The organism is Salinicola sp. (assembly GCF_982684285.1).
In genome coordinates, this window is the sequence record NZ_CEXLVS010000311.1 from 1 (window position 1) to 4,052 (window position 4,052).

Annotated in this window: 4 protein-coding genes; 1 reads left to right on the top strand and 3 read right to left on the bottom strand. The window is 66.8% G+C overall.

Annotated features, from left to right (window positions below):
* On the top strand, positions 1 to 219 hold a 219-nt coding region (locus AC3AYF_RS18835), incomplete at its 5' end, for a hypothetical protein (protein ID WP_295039340.1).
* A gap of 42 nt (positions 220 to 261) precedes the next feature.
* Here AC3AYF_RS18835 and AC3AYF_RS18840 read toward each other — a convergent pair.
* The 3 genes from AC3AYF_RS18840 to AC3AYF_RS18850 form a co-directional block, all read right to left on the bottom strand.
* The gene (locus AC3AYF_RS18840) at positions 262 to 1,194 is read right to left on the bottom strand and encodes an ROK family protein (RefSeq protein WP_295039338.1); all 933 of its coding nucleotides are present in this window, start codon (positions 1,192 to 1,194) and stop codon (positions 262 to 264) included.
* A 132-nt stretch (positions 1,195 to 1,326) separates the two neighbouring features.
* On the bottom strand, positions 1,327 to 2,550 hold the full coding sequence (locus AC3AYF_RS18845) for a heme biosynthesis protein HemY (RefSeq protein WP_295039336.1): 1,224 nt from the start codon (positions 2,548 to 2,550) through the stop codon (positions 1,327 to 1,329).
* Positions 2,547 to 3,800 (bottom strand): uroporphyrinogen-III C-methyltransferase, encoded by a 1,254-nt coding sequence (locus AC3AYF_RS18850; RefSeq protein WP_295039334.1) that lies wholly within the window; start codon positions 3,798 to 3,800, stop codon positions 2,547 to 2,549. Before AC3AYF_RS18850 ends, AC3AYF_RS18845 begins: the two co-directional genes overlap by 4 nt.
* Positions 3,801 to 4,052 lie beyond the last annotated feature (252 nt).

Here is a 4,052-nt window from a genome sequence, read left to right on the forward strand (position 1 = left end):
GGCTCGGCGCCGCCCGCCAACCTGCGGATCATGCAGGAGGACTTCACGATCGACGGTAGCCCCGCCGGTCAGCCGAAGTCTCACCAGACCGACGCGCCAGCAGCGATCGAGGGCGAAAGCCAGTCGAAGACGACCCCGAACCAGCAGGCGCAGGACCGGACGCATCGCAAGCCCACCGATGACGACGTCGACGGTGACGAGACCGACGATCCTCGCTGAGTTGGTCCAGTCCGTTTCCAGGCCGCCTGCGGGCGGCCTTTTTTATAGTCGTTCGTCCCCCGTGTCCCCCGAGGCGGCGGCGCCCAGCATCGCCGCGCCGCGCACGCCGCTCGAGCTCCCGAAACGAGAGTGGAGGACGCCCGGCGTCTCGACACCGGGGAACAAGTGCGCCGCTATCGCCGCCGGTAAAGCCGCCAACAATCCATCCAGGGTCGAGAGACCTCCGCCCACCACGATCACCTGCGGCGACAGCAGCTTGACCACGTTGGCCAGGGCACCGCCCAGCAGGTCTAGATGACACGCCCGCGCGCGCTGCGCCGCTGGTTCGCCCGCCCTCCAGGCCGCGTGCCACTCCTCGGCGGTGGACGACGCGCCCCCGAAGTGACGATGCAGTCTCACCAGGCCAGGCCCGGCGATGTAGGTTTCCAGGCACCCCGACAGGCCACAGCCGCAGGTCGGGCACGGCAGCCCGTAGTCTCTCGCCGCGGCGGCGGGCAGCGGCAGGTGCCCCCACTCTCCGGCAAACCGGCCCCCACCCCTGAGAAGCCGACCGTCGACGATCGCGCCACCGCCCGCCCCGGTCCCCAGGATCGCACCGAAGGCGTGACGCGCCCCCTCTGCCGCGCCACCGGGGCCGGCTTCCGACACCACGAAACAGCGGCTGTCGTTCTCGATCACGAAGGCGCGATCGAGAACCGCCTCAAGCGCCGTCTCGAGCACCAGCGGACGCAGGCCCGGCAGATTCGCCGTGATCAGATGGCCACGCTCATCGAGCACGCCCGGAAACCCGAGCCCCAGCGTGCCGCGCCCGTCACAGCGGCGGTCCGCCTCCCGCACCAGCGCGGTCAGCATCGACAGGAAGGCCTCGCCGTCGTCCGACGGCGTCGGCTCGCGCCAGCGATCGAGACAGACCCAATCCCGGTCGTAGATCGCGATCTCGGTCTTGGTGCCGCCGACATCGATACCATAGTGCATGGGGCATTGTTCCTCGTGACGACTTCATTTCGATCGGTAGCCTGCCTCGAGACGTCGCCGAGGGCGATTTCCCGGTGGCCACAAAAAAGGCGCCCGCAGGCGCCGAGGAGAGCAATCGGTCGAAGGCCGAGATCAGCGCGTCATGTCGCTGGGCTGCGGCAGCGCGGGTAGCGACTTGTCCAGCAGCGTCACGCTCTGACGATAATAGAGTTGGCTCTTGCTGTGGTCGCCGAGATTGGCGTAGAGCCTCGCCAGCTCGGCGCAAACGACGCCACTCGGACGCTGGCGCTGGCTCGCTTCGAAGTACTCCTGCGCCTTGCCCCAGTAGGCATTGCGCAGCGACAGGCGACCCAGGGTCAGCAACAGATCGGGATCGTTGGGCCGCTCCTGCAGCCACTTCTCGGCGTACACCAGCTGGCGCGCCGCATCGACATTGAGCAGACCGTAGCGCAACACCAGACGGGTGTCCCAGTGCTCCTTGAGCGAATTGCGCAGCAGGCGTTCGGCGTCGCCCTCTTCGCCCCCCTTGATCAACGCTTCGGCGTAAAGCCCGACCAGCTCGACATCGCCGCGCAGATTGTCCGGCATGTCGGCCCACAACGAGCGCACGCGCGGCAGGTTGTCCTCCTGTTGCGCAGCCTGCACCAGCAGCTCGCGATAGACCCGCTGGTCGAGCGCCCGACGCTCGTCTTCGGTAATCAGGCGGTGCTTGTCGAGACGCGGCAGCAGACGCCGCATGCCGTCCCAGTCGTTGACGCTGAGATAGGCCTGCTTGAGCAGCTTGAGTACCTGCGGGTGTTCCGGCAGTTGCTGTTCCAGGCGCGTCAACGTCGCCAACGCTTCCTCGAACTGCTGACGATCCAGCATCAACTGCGCCTGCACCAGACCGACCGCGGTATCCGCACCCTCGGTGCTGTGATGCGCCCGCTTGAGCAGCACGTCCGCCTGCTCGTAGCGCCCCTGGTAGTGCGCTGCCAGCGCCGCGGAGAGATAGTTGACCAGCGGCGTGCCGGAGTCGTCGGCCGCCTTGGTGAGTGACTTCTCGGCACGCTTCCAGCGACCTTCCGCCAGCGCCACCAGCCCGCGGACGGTGCGCCTCATCGCGGTACGGTGGCGGGTGCGGCTGTTCCATACCTTGAGCCGGCTCACGGGACGACGCAGCCGCGTCAGAGCCCGCAGCAGGAAATGCAGCACCAGAAAGGCCGCCAGCAACAGGACGCAGCCGAACCAGAACGAGGTCTGGACGGAGGTGTCGCCGACACGAATGAACCAGTAGCCCGGCAGCGACTGCATCAACTGCCCGAACAGCGCGCCGACCGCCAGACCGAAGACGATCAGCAGGATCAGCTTCCTCATGCGCCCTCTCCCTGTGCCGACCCCTGGTTCGCGCTACCGCCTCGCGAACCGCTGCCCTGCGAACCTTGCTGGTCCCCGTTGCCGAAGCGTTGCTCGATGAAGCGCTTGAGCAGCTGCGAGGATTCGCTGATGTCCGGCAGGTCCGGGCGCACATCGTTGTCACGCAGGCTTTTCAGCTTGTCGATCGACTTGGCCACACCGTCGTTGTCGGTGGCGTAATAGCCCTCGACCAGTTCCGTTGCCTTGCCGAGGCTGGCCTGATAGAGCTCGGGCTCGGACTTCAGCAGTGCCAGTTGCGCCTGCTCCAGCAGCAGCCGCACGTTCTGGCGCAGATAGGACTCCTGTTGCGGCGTGATCAAGGCCTCCAGCGGCTGGTCGTGTCGTCGTACGGTCACCAGATCCTTGAGTTCGCGACCCAGCGTCGCCAGCTGCTGGCGCCATCCGCCGCTCGGCTGGGCATCGCCCTTGCCGGCGGCGATCTCTTCGATATCCTGCTTGAGCGGCAGTCGGGCCAGCTGCTCCTGCTGCGCCATCAGCGCCAGATAGATGCCGGTGCGATCGATGACCGGCACCGAATCGAGCGACGCCAGTTCGGACTGGATGGCGCGACGAATCGGTACCAGCGCCGGGTTGTCCGCCTCCCGAAGCCGGTCATCTGCCGCCTTCAACAGCGCCTTGGCACCCTTGACGTCGCGCTCGAGCTGAAGCCGCTGATTGGCCAGACGCAGAAGATACTCGGCCTCGGCATGCAACCATTCGCGCGGGTCGGCCTGCTGCTGCTGGGCCAGCTCCTTGAGCACCTTGTCCAGCGTGTTGTCGAGGTTCTGGCGATACTGGTCGAATTCGCCCCGCATCATCTTCAGGTTCTGCTGGCGACTCTGGTCGAGCTCGCCGACTTTCGATTCGAGTTGATCGAGCGTGGTGCTGTTGGTGCCGATCTGGCTCAACTGCGCTTGCTGCGCCTGCAGTTTCTGCCATCCCCGATAGCCGACGAACGCCACCACGATCGCCAGCAAAATCACCAGTATCAGGGCCAGCAGGCCCAACTTGCCGCCAGTGCCGCGCTTGCCGCCACCCGAGGTCGCGCCACTCCCCGCCGGTGGCTGGCCGCCACCCGGGGGCGTTTTGCCGGTCCGGCCGGGATTGCCGTTCGAGGGTTTGGACTTGCCTGCCGATGGCGACTTGCTGCCGCCATTCGTCTTGCCGGCCTCGTCGGTCGAACTGCTGGAAGCGCTCGACGCGTCGCTCACGGTTCCCGGCTTGCCGGTCGCACCGTCGGCGGAGACTGGCTGAGCGACGTCGGGCTTGATCGGATCGGTCGAGCCGGCCTTGTCTGGCGAACCGGCGGATGAGGGCTTCCGGTCACCGCCCGTGTTCGATGCCTCGGACGACGTCGCCTTCGAATCCTGCCCGGCCGACCCGGCCTGGCCGTCAGGTGTCTGCTCGCCATCGGAAGCCGGTGCCGACTGCGGTTGCTGATCTTTGCTCTGCTTGCTCATCTA

Excerpts from the sequence above, each read along its gene's own strand:
- AC3AYF_RS18840 (WP_295039338.1), bottom strand. The coding sequence starts at position 1,194 with ATGCACTATGGTATCGATGTCGGCGGCACCAAGACCGAGATCGCGATC.
- AC3AYF_RS18845 (WP_295039336.1), bottom strand. The coding sequence starts at position 2,550 with ATGAGGAAGCTGATCCTGCTGATCGTCTTCGGTCTGGCGGTCGGCGCG.